The organism is Paenibacillus vandeheii, from assembly GCF_030433635.1.
Taxonomy (GTDB): Bacteria; Bacillota; Bacilli; order Paenibacillales; family Paenibacillaceae; genus Paenibacillus; species Paenibacillus vandeheii.
Genome location: NZ_JAROCD010000003.1, coordinates 81,227 through 98,923, shown reverse-complemented (window position 1 = coordinate 98,923; position 17,697 = coordinate 81,227). Strand labels below are relative to the sequence as shown.

The 17,697-nt window shown below is 35.6% G+C and carries 16 protein-coding genes and 1 pseudogene; 3 read left to right on the top strand and 14 right to left on the bottom strand.

The features are described 5' to 3' along the window. Positions 1 to 88: 88 nt before the first annotated feature. From P5G61_RS05980 to P5G61_RS05930, 11 genes and pseudogenes are all read right to left on the bottom strand, one after another. Positions 89 to 289 (bottom strand): annotated as a pseudogene (locus P5G61_RS05980) (YunC family protein); the annotation flags it as partial. Between the two features lie 66 nt (positions 290 to 355). Continuing rightward, on the bottom strand, positions 356 to 1,471 hold the full coding sequence (locus tag P5G61_RS05975; protein WP_301245426.1) for a site-specific integrase: 1,116 nt from the start codon (positions 1,469 to 1,471) through the stop codon (positions 356 to 358). A 392-nt stretch (positions 1,472 to 1,863) separates the two neighbouring features. Continuing rightward, positions 1,864 to 2,664 (bottom strand): hypothetical protein, encoded by an 801-nt coding sequence (locus P5G61_RS05970; protein WP_301245424.1) that lies wholly within the window; start codon positions 2,662 to 2,664, stop codon positions 1,864 to 1,866. 277 nt (positions 2,665 to 2,941) lie between these two features. After that, positions 2,942 to 3,676 (bottom strand): GNAT family N-acetyltransferase, encoded by a 735-nt coding sequence (locus P5G61_RS05965; protein ID WP_301245422.1) that lies wholly within the window; start codon positions 3,674 to 3,676, stop codon positions 2,942 to 2,944. A 3-nt stretch (positions 3,677 to 3,679) separates the two neighbouring features. Beyond that, positions 3,680 to 3,859 carry a hypothetical protein gene (locus P5G61_RS05960; RefSeq protein ID WP_301245420.1) on the bottom strand — a complete coding sequence of 60 codons (180 nt, stop codon included), beginning with the start codon at positions 3,857 to 3,859 and terminating at the stop codon, positions 3,680 to 3,682. A 289-nt stretch (positions 3,860 to 4,148) separates the two neighbouring features. After that, on the bottom strand, positions 4,149 to 4,817 hold the full coding sequence (locus P5G61_RS05955; protein WP_301245418.1) for a BRO-N domain-containing protein: 669 nt from the start codon (positions 4,815 to 4,817) through the stop codon (positions 4,149 to 4,151). A 393-nt stretch (positions 4,818 to 5,210) separates the two neighbouring features. Then, positions 5,211 to 5,354 (bottom strand): hypothetical protein, encoded by a 144-nt coding sequence (locus P5G61_RS05950; RefSeq protein WP_301245416.1) that lies wholly within the window; start codon positions 5,352 to 5,354, stop codon positions 5,211 to 5,213. Between the two features lie 53 nt (positions 5,355 to 5,407). Further along, positions 5,408 to 6,163, bottom strand: coding sequence for a zeta toxin family protein (locus tag P5G61_RS05945; RefSeq protein WP_301245414.1), 756 nt, complete (start codon positions 6,161 to 6,163; stop codon positions 5,408 to 5,410). 328 nt (positions 6,164 to 6,491) lie between these two features. Then, on the bottom strand, positions 6,492 to 7,259 hold the full coding sequence (locus P5G61_RS05940) for a stalk domain-containing protein (protein ID WP_301245412.1): 768 nt from the start codon (positions 7,257 to 7,259) through the stop codon (positions 6,492 to 6,494). Between the two features lie 215 nt (positions 7,260 to 7,474). Further along, positions 7,475 to 8,479 carry a hypothetical protein gene (locus P5G61_RS05935; RefSeq protein ID WP_301245410.1) on the bottom strand — a complete coding sequence of 335 codons (1,005 nt, stop codon included), beginning with the start codon at positions 8,477 to 8,479 and terminating at the stop codon, positions 7,475 to 7,477. Next, on the bottom strand, positions 8,480 to 8,725 hold the full coding sequence (locus tag P5G61_RS05930; protein ID WP_301245408.1) for a hypothetical protein: 246 nt from the start codon (positions 8,723 to 8,725) through the stop codon (positions 8,480 to 8,482). A gap of 938 nt (positions 8,726 to 9,663) precedes the next feature. Between P5G61_RS05930 and P5G61_RS05925 the strand changes: the two genes are divergently transcribed. Next, positions 9,664 to 11,166, top strand: a complete 1,503-nt coding sequence (locus tag P5G61_RS05925) for a DEAD/DEAH box helicase family protein (RefSeq protein WP_301245406.1) — start codon at positions 9,664 to 9,666, stop codon at positions 11,164 to 11,166. A 524-nt stretch (positions 11,167 to 11,690) separates the two neighbouring features. On the opposite strand, the gene P5G61_RS05920 is transcribed toward P5G61_RS05925, so the two are convergent. Further along, positions 11,691 to 12,839, bottom strand: a complete 1,149-nt coding sequence (locus tag P5G61_RS05920; protein ID WP_301245404.1) for a hypothetical protein — start codon at positions 12,837 to 12,839, stop codon at positions 11,691 to 11,693. Between the two features lie 15 nt (positions 12,840 to 12,854). Beyond that, positions 12,855 to 13,901 carry a helix-turn-helix domain-containing protein gene (locus P5G61_RS05915; protein ID WP_301245402.1) on the bottom strand — a complete coding sequence of 349 codons (1,047 nt, stop codon included), beginning with the start codon at positions 13,899 to 13,901 and terminating at the stop codon, positions 12,855 to 12,857. Positions 13,902 to 14,189: 288 nt separating this feature from the next. Between P5G61_RS05915 and P5G61_RS05910 the strand changes: the two genes are divergently transcribed. After that, positions 14,190 to 14,360 (top strand): hypothetical protein, encoded by a 171-nt coding sequence (locus P5G61_RS05910; RefSeq protein ID WP_301245401.1) that lies wholly within the window; start codon positions 14,190 to 14,192, stop codon positions 14,358 to 14,360. 4 nt (positions 14,361 to 14,364) lie between these two features. Beyond that, positions 14,365 to 16,359: a recombinase family protein gene (locus P5G61_RS05905; RefSeq protein ID WP_301245399.1), complete on the top strand. Its 1,995-nt coding sequence runs from the start codon at positions 14,365 to 14,367 to the stop codon at positions 16,357 to 16,359. A 393-nt stretch (positions 16,360 to 16,752) separates the two neighbouring features. Here the strand turns inward: P5G61_RS05905 and P5G61_RS05900 are convergent, their stop codons facing one another. Next, on the bottom strand, positions 16,753 to 17,364 hold the full coding sequence (locus P5G61_RS05900) for a recombinase family protein (RefSeq protein ID WP_301245397.1): 612 nt from the start codon (positions 17,362 to 17,364) through the stop codon (positions 16,753 to 16,755). Positions 17,365 to 17,697 lie beyond the last annotated feature (333 nt).

Below are 17,697 nucleotides of genomic sequence, written 5' to 3'. Positions count from 1 at the left end.
GAGTAGATCGTTCAATTTAGGATTGTTACATGTAAATCAAAGAGAGGGGCTTCCCAGTCGGGGAGCCCTCTCTTTGATTATTCAGGGATTAAATCATCTTGAGCAATGCTTCTACACCCGTCATGCCAACCGTAATGCCCATCGCTTCGGCTTCCGTGGTCACTGACTCCATAGGTGCATGCAGCAGCTGTTCCAATGTGCGCACGCCAACCGCCCGAGCTGCAATAATTTTGCGATCCCCAAGCTTCTCATTAAGTAACCCCACATCGAGTGCTCCGCACATGATATAAAAGTTCAAAATACCTTGGTGTATCAACGTTTTTAAGCTCTCAGTATGCCAGTCGTCACAGATGCGTCACAGAAATACGATTTCTTCTAAAGTGTTTGTAACTTCTTGTTGCATGCTTGGTATCACATGACTATACGTGTCCAGCGTAACTGAAATCTTACTATGTCCTAATCGCTCGGAAATCACCTTAACATTGATATCCTTAGACAATAGTAAGGTTGCATGTGTATGTCGCAAATCATGAAACCTTATATGTGGAAGATCTGCTCTTTTAACATCTTTGGGATAGATTTTCATCATATTGCTCGGAAAAACAGTACCGCCATTTTTCAAATTGAAAATAACCAAATCGAGATCAAGAAACTCTCTGCCCAATTTACTTTTCAAAGCATCATACTTTTCTTGTTGTGTTCTGAGGACTTCAACCAATTGATTTGGAATAGAAATTCTTCGAACACCTGCATAAGTTTTAGCTCCTGACTTTAGAGTTTTTCCATAATTCGATAAAGTTTGATTGACGTATAAAACCTTGTTGTTATAATCAATGTCTTTCCATCTGAGTCCTAGAATCTCTCCTTGTCTCATGCCAGTCAAAAGCGCTAATGCATAAACACAAAAGTATCTTCGGTTCTTATTTGCTTCAAGGAATTGATTTACCTGATCTATTGACCAAATGTTAACTTCATTCTTGGTTTTTTTGGGCAAGGTGGACTTTCTCATCGGATTTGATTTGCATAAACCATACTCAATGGCTTTATCCAGCACTCGTTTAATCAACGTTGTTATTCTTTCAATTGTATTTCTCGCGAACCCTTTAGAATGTAAGTCAGTAACAAACCGCTGACAAGTTTTCATATCAAGTTTTTGTAACTTAACATTTCCAATTGAATCCTTGATATGATTCTTATAATATAGACGATCATTGTAAAATGTTACTTCACTACACTCCAACTTCCGGATATTTTCTAGCCAATAAAGCGCAAAGCTACCTAATGTAGAACTATCATTCTTCACAAATTCGCCGTTCTCGATTTCTTGTTTTAATTTTGACATGATTAAATCAGCTTCACGCTTTGAATCAAATCCCTCTCGCTTAATTTGCTTTCTTTTACCTGTAGGTTCATAGTAATCAAAGACGAAATACCACTTCTTTGTGTCCTGGTTTTTCTTTACAGATGCCATTCCGATACCTCCTATTTTCTTATTGTGACGTTATAAGAAAATGGAGCCAAGCAAGTGACTGTCACTTAACTCTATCACATTACTGGCTCCATTTTCAGTTAATTGACTTTTGCTGTTTTGATCCACTCTTCAAGGACTTGGCTAGGTACGTATAATCTCTTCCCAATTTGGATATGATTTAACTTCTCCATAACCTCTCTTGCTGCATTTCTGCCCAATTTAAGTCGCAACATAATATCCTTTGTGCATAATAACTCTTTCTCATTGGGTGTACTCACACTTATCACCTCGTTAACTCCTATGTATGTATTAACTTGTCTTATTACTTTTAAATTCTTATGTATACATTCAAAGGTAGCTATTAAGAATTTTAAAAATCTAATCTATCTACTTTAACTATGTACTATTTGTTGTTCTTGCTTTAAAATAATTGCCATTCTTTCATAAGTGAAATTTCTACTAATAGTTATTATGCCACCGTCTGGATTGCTTACAGCTACTGAGAACGAACCTGAATAACTTAAGTCTTCTGGATTCTCATATTCCTCTAGTGCTACTTTTCCCATAGTAACGTGCTCTGATTGGAGCAAGTATAGGGAATTACTCACCTGATGAAACCTTCCCGTGTCTGATTTTGTATAAGGTAAACCAATGTGTTTTAAGGCCTCTGACTTGGTTTCAAATCGTCTATATGTTTGTTGTTTTGATTTATCATCATGATTAACAATGGTAAATAGATAGTGTGGGAGACTTGTAGCCTTCGCCGCATTCTTAGCATTGGTTAACACTTGGATATTGGCTAGATTGTAACCTTCTCTCTCATTTAACCTATCTATAGTTGGTCTGTATGAATGCTTGTAATCATTTTTCATGTATTCTTCCGTGAGTTCTTTCCATGACACCCAAAATCCTTTTTGCTTATGGAGTATATCTAAAAACGTCTTCTCCTCATCCTCCCATTCACATTCAACGTACTTATACATACCAGAGTTGTATTTACAATTGGTTATTCGGCTATAGAGGCTGCCATGGAGCAGAAATGTACTAAATTTCTCATCGTATGTTACTATGCCTTCCTCAAAACATTTTTCTGCAAATGCTAATGCTCGTAACTTGTAATCAACATAATTTTGATCACCATATGTATTTATCCAATCACTTAATACTTCAGACTCAATAAGACGTTTTGACAAATATACTTTTCTCCTCTTCTTAATAAAAATCCTATTTCACATAGACTTCATGAGATTTGTCTATCAACTTACCTTGACCCCTTTCATGTATCCATCATATCACTATTTAATATTATTGTACATATTTTTATTAGTATGATGATGAAAATAGGATCAACCTATATTTAGCCCAATCCCCTATTGATAAATCTAAAATTTAAAACAAATAAAAAAAGCCCTATCTATAAGGCTCTTTTCAGAAGTTAATTTCTATGTAAATTTGGTATTTCATTAACAATTAAGGGAAGGGAATATTTAAGACTTTACAAACATGTTGCAGATGTTCAAGATTAACCTCAGAGCCATATTCAATTTGTTCTAGTATTTCCTCACTCAATTCAGAAGTAGCAGCAATTTCTGAATGATTCACACCAGATTGTATAAAAGCGCTGTTAATTTGATCCCTTATCTCTTGTATTCTTTTTTTACTCAAATATGGAGTTTCTTTTAGGTCAGGATTGTCAAGCGCCTCCAAAGGAAAAAGCATATTATAAAATTCATTAGTTCTATTGTCTATTTTAAAACTTTGACCAATGTAAAACCACACAGAACTATGTAATGCTTCTACACTTATAAAATTACAACCGCTTGATGCTGCAATGTCTCTGGCAATAGAGAATACTTCATCAATTAAATATGTACCATATCCTTGTCTTCGATACCTAGCATCTACTCCTAAATAGTGTAATTTAATTGCAGGAAAATGAGTCTGTTCTTCTGTAAGTAAATTCCATCCATTTTCTGTAGCTAGGTGAGGAGATATTTTAACCATATCATTATGTAAACTGAAGAACCCGACTAATTTATTTTCTTTATCAAAATAAAGTCGAGTTACAGCAGTCTGTCGCTCATGCAAATCTAATGCATAGTTCTTCAGATATGCCTCGACATTTCTTTCGTCTAATGAGTCCAACATTTTAAATTTTTCTATATCTTGCAGATAATCTTTAGAAATGTCATCGTAATTTAACAAAAGTTAAGCCCGCTTTCTTTTAGTTGATCTTTGGTGATTAGCTAATCTTTCACGAACTTTATTTATGGTTTTTACACTAAATGTTTCTCTGCCCTCTGCGAAAGCAATGAAATCTTTGTATTCCTGTTCATTGCTTATAAAAACGTTAGTTGGGCGAATAGGTTTTACTTTGATTTCTGGCATAATATATTCCTCCCATTGCAAGTGTTCTAAGTTTTCTAGTGTTTTTGAAGTTTTTGTTATAATGATAATTACCCAAGTTTTCAATGATAGAAAACTGGGCCTAGCCCAATTGTATCATGTTAAACAACAGACGTAAAATAAAATGAAAAACTTTTACAAACTATACTTGATTAATACGAAGTGAAATATGAGAAGTTAAGCGAACTATTACCAAGTAAAAGTATGCTTTCATGGTATATAAAAAGCCGCCTCTAACATGAGGTAGCCCCTTACTATGATATTCTATGTATTATTTACAAGCTGCTGTTCTATAACGCATATTCTCAACTTTCCATTCGACCATACCTTTGATCCTTACGTATTCTTGAGCTAGACCTGCTTGATGGTAATCGTTAAACTGTTGTATCTTGATATCTAGAAAACTTACCAACTCGTTACGAATATCTTCCATACTTTCAATATGGTCTTTCAATTTCTTGTTTCCGTGGTGCCTAGAATTCTTCCGTTTATATGGTAAGCGTGATTTATGCTGTCTGTGAAATGCTAAGAACTCTTCGATAAGACTATATAGCTTAGTGATATTGTAATCATCCAAATTAGCCATGAAGTTTGAAACATTAAACTTAACTTGCTCATGTGTAGCCTCATCTGATATGTACATTCCATCTCTACGAATAGTAGGCAGTACTTCGCCCGTCACCCATTTACGGAACAGCTTTGCTTCTGGCTTTTTACTGTCGAAGATTACATCATATAGACCATCCTCATTTATAATAGTGCTATTTTGAATTCCACCAGATGTTTGAAGGGGGTATGTTGAACATACATCCTTTGAAAGACGCTGTTTTGCTGCACGTGGAGCCAGATCCCCAAGTACACCACATACATCTCTTAATACAAACCATGGTTCACTTTCTACAAAGATCACTCTTACATCTTTCTCATTAAATTTGAACAAGGAACTATTAATCACTAATCAAATCATCCTCTTCTAGTTTATATTTTATGCGCAAGCGACAGTCCACTTTCAACCTGTTAACAGGCAGTATTCCATCCTTACATCAACTCAACTAGCTCAACTCATCTGGTTATGTATAGTGTAGGCTATGTCTTACTATTGATATTCAATTCCTCCTCTCATATACAGTATAATTCAAGAGGGGGCAAATCGTTAAGACTGATGGAAAAGAAAACATGAACATATAATAAAAAGCCACCCTCGTAAGAAGGTGACTTCATTTTGATGGAAACCAGTGTAGCGACCAGAACACATCTAATTTATATGCTCAATACTTGCATACGACTACAGTGGGTTTACTCCATCAGTAGCTTGAACATGGTGTTAAGTGAATTATTTAGTGACCAAACGAAGTTCTTTGTTTTTTAATTCTTTTTTCTTTTCTTCAATAATCTTTTGTTCACGCTCATTTTCACTTATGTAAAGCTCTTTTTTCTTCTTTTCGAATTCACCGATCAATTGTTTGAAATCCAACATATTAATCGCCTCCAAATACAGTATAACACAAATTGGATTCATGTTTGAAGATGTTACAAAAATGTTCCGGTTTCTTTGAGAATGACACTACTTTTCTCAAGGAATATCTCCAGTCTTTTTTTGTTTAATATTTTCTCTTCTCCATCAATCCGAATTGAGATAATATCAGGATATTCAAGACTGTTGTCGTATAGAACATAGGTGTCTACTAAATCTTTAAGCCGTAAAAATGCTTTTGAAACATCTACGTGGGTTTGGATTAGAATATCCTCTGGCACGAGTCTTCCCTCAAGAAGTTGACGCTTTTTATTTCTTTCGATTGCCGTTTGGATCGGAACATCAAAGACCATTGCATTTACTTTGTATCTCTCCGTATGAAGTTGACGAATCAATGTTTCATACTTCTCAATGTTCTTCATTGTCCCATCAAAAATAAAGTCTCTTCTTGTTTCGATGCAGCGCTGAATAGCTTTGTCGGCAATGTCACTACTTTCATCATGCAGATAAAAGGCCCAGTCATCCTTAAAGTTTTCTTCGTAATAAGAATATTCCGGTATCATCAGTTTAATTGAATCGCAGTCGACAACCGTTAGCTCTTGTTCATCGTTGTCAATAGAATCAAGTCTCAGCAAGATACGAGACGAGCGACTTTTCCCAGAAGCTGAACCTCCACCAAGCAAGATAGAGTTTGGCGTTTCGTTACCCTCTGCACCACAAAGCAGTTTTTCAATAATACCGTCATGCTCTTTGATCCTGTGATCATCGTATTCACCATTACGAGTATGCATTTCACGAGTTGTTTGTGTCATTGTACTCACTCCCGAAGATAATTGAGGTAAATTTGTACCTATTACTAGATTATACCAAAGTAGCAAGTTTGACCACAATATTTTCTTCATTTAATAGAGAGTGAACGCTATTCGTTAGTTATTATTTAAACTTTTGTAACCTAAACCTCAACCAAAGCAGGGGAGAGGACACCCAATCCAGTCAATCGCTTGCTGAGTATTGTGTCGATGTTTTTGAAATCCCAGTAGGGGATACGTATTAGTGGGATGTCGTTAGCTTTGCAGTAGTCGTCTTTAATTTTGTCTTTTTTCTGTTGAAGTTTAAAAGCTTTTTGATGGTAGTTAATCATTACTTATAAAAACGCATGTAAGCATCTAGTCCTATGTCAAACACAGAATTTTTTTCTGCAAAGTCTATTGGCAACAAATCATTTTTATCTTCAATATTAGGATTTGCTTTTAATTGTTCAAGTTCTCCGTAATAAAAAGAATTCTTGTTTATGACAGCTAGGTGTAAAGGGGTCTGTTTATCATTGTTTTGCAAATTTACATCCAATGCATTGCGTTTAATTGTTAGGAAGAGCGCGTAGTTATTCTCCAAAACTACATAATGCATCAGACTGTTCCCTGTTTCTTTATCTTGTGTGTTCACAGTAATCTTTTTAGTTGTAATTGCTTCTTTAACTTTTGCTGCATCAAGTTTCCCATCAGTGGAATACTTTTCATGAAGTCCTTGCACGTATTGTCCTCCTGTATTATTAGTGGTAGTACTATTGTTCGAATTGCTTGGATTGTTAACGCTAGTTCCACTTGAACCATTGTTTGTTGTTGTGTTGCTTGCCGATACTCCTTCTTTCAATGAAACTTGAGTACTAGTTACAGATTCTACAGAGTAACCCATAGCATTTGCGGTTTCGCGCACAGGCAAATATAAACGACCATTCACGTTCATTGGACTTTCTGATAACTTAGCTTGAGTACCATCAACCACAATTTTTATGTTAACTTGAGTCGCTTTCAGGTATGTAGCTGCTCCTAATGCTGTTCCTGCTGTAACTGCAACACCAACAACTGCACCTAGCATGAAAGTTGGCAGTTTAGTTAGTATTTTTTTCATAAAATTATGTACCTCCGATTTAAGTATGATATAGCCCATATGGAAGACTACACCATAGAATTATCGGTTGAAATTCTAGTTTTACTTAGAACTACTCACAGAGATTTTTGTGAAATCTACAGGTTGCCCATTTACAAAAAAGAGTGGCTGAGTGCCTGACGTTTCTACACTCCACACTTATTCTTATGTATATTCTCCTCTATATGTTTGTTTGATTAGTTCAAATCGATACGAGCACCATTTATTTTAATGTTTCCTGTGGCCTTAATATTGATGTCGCCTTTAATGTCCATATCAAGACCTGATGTTGTTAATTCAAAAGTTGAACCATTAAAAAGACTCAATCTATAGGTGCCGTTCTCAGTGGCAATAAATTGAAACTCTTTGCTTCGGGCAGTATAGTTTCCTTGAACCGCTGTTGTTATGATCCCTGAATCATCAAGAAGTACACTTCTCTCTCGACCTGTATTGCTTTGATAGTATGTTTGAGATAGGCCTCCGTTATACTTCACTTCCTGATATTTGCCACTTGTTGCGGTCATTCCGTCACCTTCACCATGTTTAATAGCATCGGGAAAGAAATCTTTATAACGTTTCAATTTTTTTGTGTCTGGAATCTTCGCAGTATACATTTGTGTGCTTTCTTTATCCAACTCGAAATATGTAAGAGTACCTCCACATTGCTCATTTGCTGCAGCAGCGTATGCTTTTAGCAGTACTTTCCCAATATCCTCTTTCCCCAAATAACGTTCGATTACAGGGTCAGTAATCCAATGCCCTTTACCATAACCAATTACCAAATCTTCGCCAGGATGAGCACTAATTTCTATAGGTTCAAAATTATCAACCTCATCAAAGTAAACAATTCCCCACGTACCACCTTCACTAATGCCCGGAATTACAACCTGAATGTTGTACTTAGAATCTTTTAGATAGGGTCTATTTTCTAGAAATGCACCGTAAACATCTTTCGTCAAATTTACAATTTTATTGATATCATTTTCGCCTGTTTCTTGAAGAATTCTACTTACTGTGTCAGCGATGTCCATACTTCCACTAATGTAGGCCGCAAAGCCGCCGGAGTAAAACTGTAATTTCTGAGCATCATCATGTAACTGATAGCGTTCTGGATCTGAACCATGGATCACACATACACGAGAATCAGCAGAAATATAAGCTTTTTCCCCACCATTGAGGAAAATGATATTACAAACGCTCATTTACTCATTCTCCTCAACAAAATTAATTGTGAGGGAAGCCAAATCTTCAAACTTATACTGACGTGTATTACCATGCTCATCATTCACATTAATTGAACTATTATTAGTTAAGCCAGTAATAAAATTAGAATATGCTAGATTCAAAATAGGCTGTGCTTCCTCAATATTCAGAATGTTCCCATCCAATCCTTCTACTCGAATCTCAAAACCATCTTTTAGTTTGGTAACAATATCAAACTTACTCATATTCACAAATCTCCAATTCATTATGTATTATTTTCAACTATCACTATCTACGGCCAATCTAGCTACGACTCTTTCCTATTTCTCTTCTTCATCCCTTGTTACCTATGCTCTCCTTGAATCACTCCCAGCCTAGCCGCTGCTTCAACCTGTACCAATGTCGTATCTCATCTCTCCTCTTTATTTTATTTTAAGGCTCCAAGAGTCTCGTTGGAATTCGTTAACCTCATGTATACAGTTTATGACCCTATTCAAATAATGTCAATACATATTTTAATTAGTTTGTTTTTTATCTATAGTCTATCTCTCAAAATCGATTCTCTTCTTCCATTCCTAATTTAATTAATAGAACAATTGAACACAACTAGCATGAGTTGTATAAAGTGTCCTCCGTACATGTCAATCTGTGTTTTCATTGTTATTTATCAGTGACTCATCCACTGATTCTACAACATTTTTCAACAGGCCGTATTGACCCTCTGCTTTGTTCCCACCATTCTTGACACCCCAATATTCCTTTAAAAAGGCCACTTGTCACCCCTTCTTAACCGGAACGGCTTCTGCTTCCTCTCTACGTTCCGTGTTCTCAGGAATGAGAAGATACTACGCGTCCAGTTCATTCACATCCATAATCTCAACTGGAAATTCCATCAATTCCAGGTCAGACGCAATACGATAGTGTTGATGGCCTGAGATGATTGTGTATGCTGTTGTTCCTTTTAATGGATCACGTATGCCATATGTATCATACTGCCCCCAGAGCTGGGATTAGCCATTAAGGACGAAACATCATCCTGAACCCTGTGGAATATTCTCCGCCCCTGAAAATTATCCGTATCATCTGTATCCCACTCAAATTAAACTTGCAACATTCATAATCAAATGTTATATTTCTTTTGTACATATTTTATCTTGTATAAAATAGGAGGCGCGTATATGTAATGACAAGACGCAAAAGACTCACAATAACAGATATCATCGGTCATGAGGTCGAACAATGGCAGCAAGGTGAGATTATCACAATTGAGGCTGGTACTGGTGTAGGTAAATCATATTTCATTAAGAACACACTGTACGAGAAGGCTAAACGTGAAGGAACTAAGATACTGTTCCTTGTCAATCGAAAACGACTTGGCGAACAGTTTCAGCATGAGATTGAGAAAGACAACAAAACAGACGTGATTGATATTTACCTGTACCAGTATATTGAGCAAGCCCTACGTAAAGGAAATCATTCCTTTAGCGAGAGATACAAATATATCGCATGTGACGAGTTCCATTACTTTCTATCTGACTCACTTTTTAATTCAAATACTGAAGATTCATTCAATATGATTATGGCACACACAGACAAGACGAAGATTTTTATGTCAGCTACAGCAAATGCCATGATGAAATATTTCATTAGTCTAGGTATTGAACATAGACAGTACCAGGTTGCTCCAGAATACAACAGTATTCGAAACCTGTATTTTTACCAAAAGGACGCTATCGTTGATCAGTTTCTTGAACAGATACCTAGTACACACAAAGCAATCTGCTTTCTAAAAAGCTCAACCAGAGCCTATAAACTACATAAGAAATTTAACAATTCATTATTTGTATGTGCTGAAACTGGCAGATCCAAATACAGAAGATACGTAAGTAAAGAGAAATTGAAATCTATGCTAATATCAGAACGATTTGACGAAAGATATCTATTCACAACGACTACACTGGATAATGGAATTAATCTAAAGGACAAGGATATCAAATATATCGTAAGTGACATAGAGGATATCGACCTGCTTATTCAATGTTTGGGTAGGAAAAGAAGTTTGGATGGTCACGACAAGGTAACTGTAATCATTAAGGATATCTCAAACAAGTTGCTCTATAGGAAGAAATCTGAAGCAGAAAAATTGATTCTTCCTGCCCTCTACTTTAAGGAACATGGTTCTAAGGAATACGCAAACAAATATATTCGTGGCAAGAACGATAACGAGATTGTTTATGACCGTATGAGCCCGAATGAAATTGGTTATGAGAAAGTCGTTAACGAGTTGAGATTACATAAAGTGGACTACGATATCAAAATTTACGAGGATATGCTCAATAAGGAGAATGGCTACATGAATTACATTCAAACAAAGCTTCAACAGGAAGATTACAAGCTATTAGATGAAACATACCAGCAGTCCACATTGGCAGACTATCTGGACAGTATCGTGGGACAGCGATTGTACAAACTGGAACAGAAACAACTAATTGAGAAGGTGAATTTAAAAGATGGCTACAACAGACTCCAGAAAAGTTGTAGATTAATTAACGAGTATTTTGTAGCTAACAATATTCCATTTAATATCAAAGACAAAAATAGAGACAACAGACGTAAACTTGATGATGGCAGTGAAAATAGCTATTTTACTAAGACTTTTTGGACTGTTGCAAAACATACAATTTAAAAACGAGCAATGGAAATATTATACATAAATTAATAAACTCAATAGTATCAAGGTTTTTTCTAGTTAAATGTAACATTATCTTGCATAATCCTATATATACTACTTTTAAAAAAGTAAATACTTGAGTTAAAAATCTATACGACTCAAGGGTTTTCCAATTTGCCTGTTACAAAAACTTGAAAATGAAATGTATTCAATTGGAACCGGAAGGTGAATTGCGTAGCAAGAGGAAACGCGGTAGGTCGTCAAATACGTTACGAAGCGATAGCGAAGTGTTATTGACGAGTTGGTTTCGTTTCCTTTTTACCACCCTCCAATTACAAATAACAATATTAAATTTTAAAGGGTGTCACTTCAATTCCCTCTAATATAGACAATTACTATATTGGATTTCAAAGCGACACCTTTTTTCTTAGTAGCTGCTTAATAATAGGTGACGAGATCCATTCCGTTTCACTCCATGGCTGTCGTTCACCTTCATCCACAACAAAAACCGTTGTGTCTGTAGAATTGTTTTTCTTTGCTTAGCAAAATTGTACGATAACCTTCTCAGCTAACCTCCTCAACACCTCAATCCAATACCTATCATTAGATTCTGGATGGAAAATTTCAATGATAGGTACATTGATTTTAAACTTTGTATCATACTTACTATGAACTACGCTATTTCTATATTCATAAAGTTTTGTTGAGAATGTGTTCATATCAAGACTGTTAACAAGCCCCTTTTGTTTAGCATAGTCAATCAGATGTCCAATACCTTCTAGGTTACCAAGAAGATTTCTCATTAGCTCCGATTCCTCTTTACGATATAAAGCACTCATCTCGATAATGAACGCATTTATGTTATCAGCATTGTTATAGCTTTCAATAGACTTTTTGATTTCGAGTTTCTTATTAATAATAAAGAAATACTCAAGGACTCTATAATATAGAATAGGATCTTCAAGTTTTTTTGCCTTATTGTATAAGGAAACTGGCTCTGTATACTTTACTGGAGTATACAAAAATTTATCAAATTCACTATTGTCTAATTTGTCCTCGGGATCATTCCATTTGGTATCCTCTCCATGAGGCGTATAAGGAACAATTGTAGGATAGTCAGCGATAAACTCGTATTCAGGAGCATGATACTTAGCGATTAAAAACAAAATTTGTTGAAGAGTTTTTTCCTGATCTGCGAATTTACAGCCTTTCAACTTGACTGTTTTATGATTTTCCCATTCATCACCGAACCCCTTATCTTTAGCAAAGCAGTTGAAGATTAGTCTATATAAAGAACTTGGTTCAGACACTTCAACACTGACCTCTCCTATGAAATAATGCTCAACAAAACTTGTGTCAAAATAAAATAATGAATCATAGGTTATGAGAAATTCTGAATAACTTTGTTTTTTATCATGAAAACCGCAATCTCTATATATGGTAAGAAAATTGTTTTCACGTTCGATTATTTCTTTTTTAAAGGAAGTTAATACTCTACCAATATTTGAATATAAATTGTGACCTGGAATAATATAAGAATAATTCACTGCGACTGTAACTTTAGTTTCTCTATGTTCAACCACAAGTTTAAATTCATCTAACCGAAGAAAATTAAACTCTGTTGGAAAATTTGGAATTAGCCTTTTGAACTCCTCACTCAATTCCGTTAGCACTTTTTGATCGATCAAAGAAGTCTCCCCCACTCATATATCATCGACATCTTGAATTTTAGTAATCTCACTCAATTCCTTGATGTCCAAAGCATTCATCAATCTAAGCAGAAAATGACCATCAGGTGTTGTTTCTCCACGTTCCCATTTTTGAAGTGTTCGGTCTGAGGCTCCAATCGCTTCAGCAAGTTGCTTCTGCGTCATTCCTGTTGCAACACGTCTATTTTTTATTACTCTATAATCAAACTCCATCAACAATGGGCCTGTATATAGGTCATACCAAACGTCTGAACCATCTTCAACTTCCCCATACACATTGAGCCCCCAAACTTTTGTTTTAGGCGTTATTTCTACATACAGAGAACCTTTAAGCCTATCGTTGACATTAACCCAAATCCTTTTGGCATTCTTAATTTTTACACCAATCCATCTAAGTATAGGTTGATTATTGCGATCACATGGGAATGTCCCATCCATTCTTAATCTGTTACCATATCTTTCAATGTAGTCTCCAGCATACATTTCATGAATCTCATAAATAATTGGGTCAAGACCAGCCATTTCTCTAACAATGTTATAATCCACAATAAGATGCGTAGGCGTTTTCTGTTCTATCCCAAGTTCCTGAGCCAATTCAAGGTAGTGTAGCCAATTGTATAACGGCTGTATCTCCCCCACACGTCCACGCTGCTTAACCGTGTAGTTTAAAACTGTTGCCACATCTAACTCAAAAACGTAATGCAGACGTTCCAATGCACAATAAAAATTTTCAAGCTCTTCTTCAAAATTCGCTTTCCCATATTCGAGTGAATAAATATAGTGGCTTAATTCCGCAATATTTCGTGGTTCCCTGCTAGGTTTATGGAAGTAGAAAGGTATTCTTTTAATAAAAGTCCTTCTACTAACTGGCTGAAATATCAACTCGTCTATCTTCTCAAATCCCAAATATGCAAATACCTCTAATCCAACTGTCTCATGCCTAGATAAGTAATCCACCAATTTTTCTATTTTGTTTTCTTCGTCTATGTAATGTCGAATCAATGCTTTAAGTTGTAGCTGCTCATCTACTGTAACATTCATCATATCCCCTCCTCTTTGGTATATCCACATTATAGTATGAAGAATACGGGTAGGATAGATGACAAGTTATTCGTATAAAATAACTGCTACTTTAAAAATCTACAGATCTTTTAGCAAACTTTCCTCCATTTCTTATATAAGACGAAATAATATTCGCTAGAAACTATTTTTCTATTCCGAGTGCTCCGTCTAAACTATCACTTTCAATCATTTCAAAAGAATAGAATGTAATATTTGGGCGATAATAAAATCATATGAAGTGTAATTGATCTTATTAAGGTGGTCATTATGAAATACAAAAAAAAGTATGATTATCAGATTATTTCTCGTTACTCAGACGAAGACGTTGAGGTCCCAGAAGAAATTATGGAAGCGAAAATTCTATATTGGATGGAATCTATTCTTCTAAACTACTCCATTCATAACCAATCAGAATCTAAAGTAAATATGGAGGATTGATTTTATGATGAAGGTACTCAGAGACAATGAAAAACTAACCAGGGAAGAGCTTGTAACCTTGATCGGTAAGATCAGGGCTATAGTTTATACTCGTGTATCCAGTGAAATTCAAGTCGATAATTATTCTCTTGGGTCACAAATCGAAATATGTGTCAAAGATGCAAAAGATAAATTTAATATAACTGAAGATGAAATCATTGTACTAAGAGAAGAAGCAGAATCAGGGGATAATCCTAATCGTCCAATGCTAAACTATATTATCTTCTTGCTGAGTAAGGGAATTGGAAATAAGGTTGTATTCCTTCACCCAGACAGATTGAGCAGACATTTGCATTTGCAACAACAGATTACACATAAGATATGGGAACTTGGTTGTGATATACACTTTGTAGAGTTTGATTTAGATAAAAACAACGCCGAATCAATGCTCAATTTCAACATCCAGGGCTCGATAGCCCAATATAACAAAGCAAAAATCCTAGCCAATACGAAACGTGGTAGAAGGGCAATGGTTGCAAATAACAAAATACCGGGAATGAATCGGTTATACGGTTATACCTATGATAAAGAACTACAAACTTTAGTGGAGAACCCCAAAGAAAAAGAAGGATATCTTATTATGGTAAAAATGATTTTGAAGGGAGAGACGTGTTCTGCTATAGCGAGATACCTATCAGTCAATAATTATTGTGCTCCAAAGGGTGATAAGTGGTATGAAGCAACGATAAGTAGGATTTTAAACAATGAGACATATAAGGGAATATACTATTATGGGAAAACTGAAGTTATGCAAATTAATGTAGAGAAAAAACAAATACCAAAGCCTAGAGATGAGTGGAAGGCAATTACTATTCCACAGTACATAGATGATTCAACATTTGAGAAGGTACGCAAGTGCCTAGAAGGGAATATAAAACAAAGTGGAAGACCATCAGAAGGATATCTACTGAAGGGGGTAGTAAAATGTGGTAGATGTGGAGCTGCTGTGTCTGGTGGAGTAGCAAGTGTTACTCAAAGTGGAATACACCGATATTATACTTGTACTCAAAAAACAAGAAAAGCATATACAGTTGGAACAGGAGAATCAAATAAAGTGTGCCTAGGTCGTAATTGGCGTACAGATATTATTGACTCTATTGTATGGAATGAACTATCTAAGCTCATCGTTAATCCTGAAATATTGATTGATAAATTATTAGAACGGTTATCAGATAAGAGTAAAATTGATGAGATGGTAACAAGAAGAACTTCTATTACTAAAGAAATTACGGAAAAAGAAAAGTCCAAAGAACGATATATTGACCTTTATGCTAATGGGTTTATTAAATCCAAAGAGGAGTTATCGAGCAAGTTGCAATTAATTGAGATTAATCTTGAGCAATTAAAACAAGAACTGTCGGCGTTTAACGAAAATCTACATCTGGACAGGGAACAAAATGATAATATGCCATTAGAATTAACAGTGGTGGAGAAGTATCGAAAAATCATCAATAATGAATTAAAAATGGTAGACATGAGGAAAATAGTAGGCATCATTGTCGATAAAATAGTTTTATATGACAATAAACGTATTGAGATATTTTACAATTTTACCACTAAGAGTCATTTAATTAGAAGTGAATCCTACATCTCTGATTCAGTCAACTTCGATAAGCTTAAGTGGGTGGTTGAGTCCCCCCCTCCTAAATGGGAGAATATTGAATACCTATACCCTGAAATGCTAAATATGTACAACGAAGACTTGCTTAGTTTTGAACAAATTGCAGAAGCCACTAAAACAGACTGGTGGACGATAAAGCAAATGTTTAAGGCTAAGGAAGCTGTCCTGCTATCAACTAAAGAAAGAGGAGTAAAAAGACGTGCTCGTGACTTTGAGTGGATAAATAAATTACACTATGAGGATGGAATAGCCTTCACTAAGATATATAAAGAACATGGCTTGAGTCCGACTTACTGTAAACAGGTGCTTGAAGAAAACATGTATAAGTTAAAAAAATGAAAAAAATCCCCCTCTTAGTCCTCTTAAGGATAGTGTGTTCCCCCTCCTACCTATGGAGGGTTATTTTGTGTAGATGGGATGGCATTATGATGTCGGTTTTATCCAATAGAATTTCACTCGTTCAAATTCAACTCTCGTGTCGAAGCAGATGTGCTAGGGGCATATTCTGTAAAATGAATACTATTTCAGATTTAAAATAGCCCCCACCTATCAATTGACTAGGCAAAGGCTAGTGAGTGTGAATCGTTAATGAATCCAACTTCATGCTGTAGCTACAAGTGCTACGGCATTTTCTAGAAATTAAAAGCTAATTCTAGGTGTAAATGTAGCCCCCTGCATATATACTCTCATGTCTAAGATGAGTCTCAAACACAAAAAACCAAGCAATAACGCCTAAGCTAATGATTGTTCATATTCCTTTACTCTACGATACCAACTGTTAGGCTTCATCTCTGCCCTTCTCATAGCTTCAACTGCTGTGATACTACCTTGCTTCCATTCTGTGTATGCTTGCTTAAACTCCTCGTTAATTGCTTGCTTAGGTCTGCCAAACACTACATTGTTATTTTTAGCAGCCGCGATACCTTCAGCTTGTCTACCGTTAATCTTCTCACGTTCACGTTCAGCCATATATGATAGTAACTCAAGAACGATACTTGATATCACTTTCTCTAGTCCATTCTTATATTGCCTAGTGTCAAGGATGGGCATGTCCAACACAACAATGTGAGCACCTATGTTCTGAGTAATATCTTCCCATTCCTTTTTGATCTCTTGTGCGTTGCGTCCCAAACGATCCAGTTCCTTTACAAACAATATGTCGTCTTTACGAATAGCATTTTTCATGACTTGATAATGTGGTCTGTCGAAATTTTTTCCACTCTGCTTATCTATGTAGAAATCCCGTTCCGATATCCCTAGATCCTTCATTGCTTCTAATTGTCTTGCTTCATTCTGATCCTTAGTCGAAACTCTTATGTACCCATGATGTCTGATCTCTCCCATAATTAAACCACCTTTACTATGTCGTTAAGTATATTATACCAAAATGTATGTCAAATTGTATACACATATTTTTGAAACATTCCATGTATATTTATATACTATTAGAAACATACCATAACCACTTTTGACACACACTAAGAGAGTCTTTCAAAAAGTATACTTTTAGCCACACCTTTTCAATTGTAGGCACGTACCAATGTGGTACTGGAACAATATCGGATAATTACGAAGTCCCTTGGGACAGTGGGAGCCTGTCTTAGAAATTCGTCTCTGTAACCGGATTCTGACTGAATCGACAAATTACAATCACATAGATCATGATTCCAATCGTGT

Coding starts and splice junctions, on each gene's coding strand:
- P5G61_RS05975 (WP_301245426.1), bottom strand. CDS start 1,471: ATGGCATCTGTAAAGAAAAACCAGGACACAAAGAAGTGGTATTTCGTC.
- P5G61_RS05960 (WP_301245420.1), bottom strand. CDS start 3,859: ATGCCAGAAATCAAAGTAAAACCTATTCGCCCAACTAACGTTTTTATA.
- P5G61_RS05950 (WP_301245416.1), bottom strand. CDS start 5,354: ATGTTGGATTTCAAACAATTGATCGGTGAATTCGAAAAGAAGAAAAAA.
- P5G61_RS05945 (WP_301245414.1), bottom strand. CDS start 6,163: ATGACACAAACAACTCGTGAAATGCATACTCGTAATGGTGAATACGAT.
- P5G61_RS05940 (WP_301245412.1), bottom strand. CDS start 7,259: ATGAAAAAAATACTAACTAAACTGCCAACTTTCATGCTAGGTGCAGTT.
- P5G61_RS05935 (WP_301245410.1), bottom strand. CDS start 8,479: ATGAGCGTTTGTAATATCATTTTCCTCAATGGTGGGGAAAAAGCTTAT.
- P5G61_RS05930 (WP_301245408.1), bottom strand. CDS start 8,725: ATGAGTAAGTTTGATATTGTTACCAAACTAAAAGATGGTTTTGAGATT.
- P5G61_RS05925 (WP_301245406.1), top strand. CDS start 9,664: ATGACAAGACGCAAAAGACTCACAATAACAGATATCATCGGTCATGAG.
- P5G61_RS05915 (WP_301245402.1), bottom strand. CDS start 13,901: ATGAATGTTACAGTAGATGAGCAGCTACAACTTAAAGCATTGATTCGA.
- P5G61_RS05910 (WP_301245401.1), top strand. CDS start 14,190: ATGAAATACAAAAAAAAGTATGATTATCAGATTATTTCTCGTTACTCA.
- P5G61_RS05905 (WP_301245399.1), top strand. CDS start 14,365: ATGATGAAGGTACTCAGAGACAATGAAAAACTAACCAGGGAAGAGCTT.
- P5G61_RS05900 (WP_301245397.1), bottom strand. CDS start 17,364: ATGGGAGAGATCAGACATCATGGGTACATAAGAGTTTCGACTAAGGAT.